This window comes from Pseudomonas sp. UBA6276 (assembly GCF_002438365.1).
Lineage (GTDB): Bacteria > Pseudomonadota > Gammaproteobacteria > Pseudomonadales > Pseudomonadaceae > Aquipseudomonas > Aquipseudomonas coleopterorum.
In genome coordinates, this window is the sequence record NZ_DJUS01000158.1 from 45,187 (window position 1) to 47,505 (window position 2,319).

The 2,319-nt window shown below is 62.8% G+C and carries 2 protein-coding genes; both read right to left on the reverse strand.

Translation table 11 applies throughout. The features are described from left to right. The coding region (gene kdsA, locus B2V21_RS18440; protein ID WP_286917640.1) for a 3-deoxy-8-phosphooctulonate synthase at positions 1-755 on the reverse strand (755 nt) is incomplete at its 3' end. 5 nt (positions 756-760) lie between these two features. Further along, positions 761-2,319 (reverse strand): CTP synthase (locus tag B2V21_RS18445; RefSeq protein ID WP_286917641.1); only part of this gene is annotated, 1,559 nt, incomplete at its 5' end.

Genomic DNA, 2,319 nt, shown 5'->3' on the forward strand with positions numbered 1-2,319 from the left:
GCGCACGGGCCGTCGCACTTGGCGTTGTCCGGGTCCGGGTGGGCTTCCAGGAACAGACCTGCCAGGCCCTGGCTCAGGCCTGCCTTGGCCAGGTCGGTGACCTGGGCACGGCGACCACCGGCCGAGTCGCTGCGACCGCCCGGCATCTGCAGGGCATGGGTGACGTCGAAGAACACTGGGTATTGGAACGACTTCATGATGCCGAAGCCGAGCATGTCCACCACCAGGTTGTTGTAGCCGAAGCTCGAACCACGCTCGCAGAGGATCAACTGGTCGTTACCGGCTTCCTCGCACTTGGTCAGGATGTGCTTCATTTCCTGCGGAGCCAGGAACTGGGCCTTCTTGATGTTGATGACCGCACCGGTCTTGGCCATGGCGACCACCAGGTCGGTCTGACGCGACAGGAAGGCCGGCAGCTGAATGATGTCGCAGACTTCGGCGACCACGGCAGCCTGCGCAGGCTCATGGACGTCGGTGATCAGCGGCACATTGAAGGTCTGCTTGATCTCTTCGAAGATGCGCATGCCCTCTTCCAGGCCGGGGCCGCGGTAGGAGGTCACGGAAGAACGGTTGGCCTTGTCGAAGCTCGCCTTGAACACGTAGGGAATGCCGAGCTTGTCGGTCACGCGCACGTATTCTTCACAGACCTTGAGGGCCATGTCGCGCGATTCCAGCACGTTCATGCCGCCGAACAGGACGAATGGCTTGTCGTTGGCGATCTCGATGTCGCCAACGCGGATGATCTTCTGCGCCATGAGGGTCAGGCCTTCTTCTGATGTTGAGCCAATGCAGCCTTGACGAAACCGCTGAACAGCGGGTGACCGTCACGCGGCGTCGAGGTGAACTCGGGGTGGAACTGGCAGGCCACGAACCATGGGTGATCCTTGGACTCGACCACTTCGACCAGCGCACCATCGCCCGAACGACCGGAAACCACCAGGCCGGCGTCGACCAGTTGCGGCAGCAGGTTGTTGTTCACTTCGTAGCGATGACGATGACGCTCGACGATCACATCGCGGGCGTAGCAATCGTGCACCTTGGAACCGCTGATCAGCTGGCAGTCCTGCGCACCCAGGCGCATGGTGCCGCCCAGATCGGAAGCTTCGGTACGGGTTTCCACGGCACCGGTGGCGTCTTCCCACTCGGTGATCAGACCGACCACCGGGTGGCCGCTGGCGCGATCGAATTCGGTGGAGTTGGCGTCTTTCCAGCCCATCACGTTACGGGCAAATTCGATGACGGCCACCTGCATGCCCAGGCAGATACCCAGGTACGGCACCTTGTTCTCGCGGGCGTACTGCACGGCGGTGATCTTGCCTTCCACACCGCGCAGACCGAAGCCGCCGGGAACCAGGATGGCGTCCACGCCTTCGAGCAGCGCCGTGCCCTGATTCTCGATGTCTTCGGAATCGATGTAGCGCAGGTTGACCTTGGTGCGATTGCTGATACCGGCATGGCTCATCGCTTCGATCAGCGATTTGTAGGCATCGAGCAGTTCCATGTACTTGCCGACCATGGCGATGGTCACTTCGTGTTCCGGGTTCAGCTTGGCATCGACCACCGCGTCCCACTCGGACAGGTCGGCGCTGCCGCACTGCAGACCGAAGCGCTCGACGACGAAATCGTCCAGGCCCTGGGAGTGCAGGATGCCCGGGATCTTGTAGATGGTGTCGGCGTCTTCCAGGGCGATGACCGCGCGCTCTTCGACGTTGGTGAACTGCGCGATCTTGCGACGCGACGAGGTGTCGATCGGGTGATCGGAGCGGCACACCAGCACATCGGGCTGCAGGCCGATGGAGCGCAGTTCCTTGACCGAATGCTGGGTCGGCTTGGTCTTGGTCTCGCCGGCAGTGGCGATGTACGGGACCAGCGTCAGGTGCATCAGCATCGCGCGCTTGGCGCCGACTTCGAAGCGCAGCTGGCGGATCGCCTCCAGGAACGGTTGCGATTCGATGTCGCCCACGGTGCCGCCGATCTCGACCATGGCCACGTCGGCATCGCCGGCGCCCTTGATGATGCGGCGCTTGATCTCGTCGGTGATGTGCGGGATGACCTGGATGGTCGCGCCCAGGTAGTCACCACGACGCTCCTTGCGCAACACGTGCTCGTAGACGCGGCCGGTGGTGAAGTTGTTGTTCTGGGTCATGGTCGTGCGGATGAACCGCTCGTAGTGCCCCAGGTCCAGGTCGGTCTCGGCGCCGTCGTGGGTGACGAACACTTCACCGTGCTGGAACGGGCTCATGGTGCCCGGGTCGACGTTGATGTACGGGTCAAGCTTGAGCATGGTGACTTTGAGCCCCCGCGCCTCCAGGATGGCCG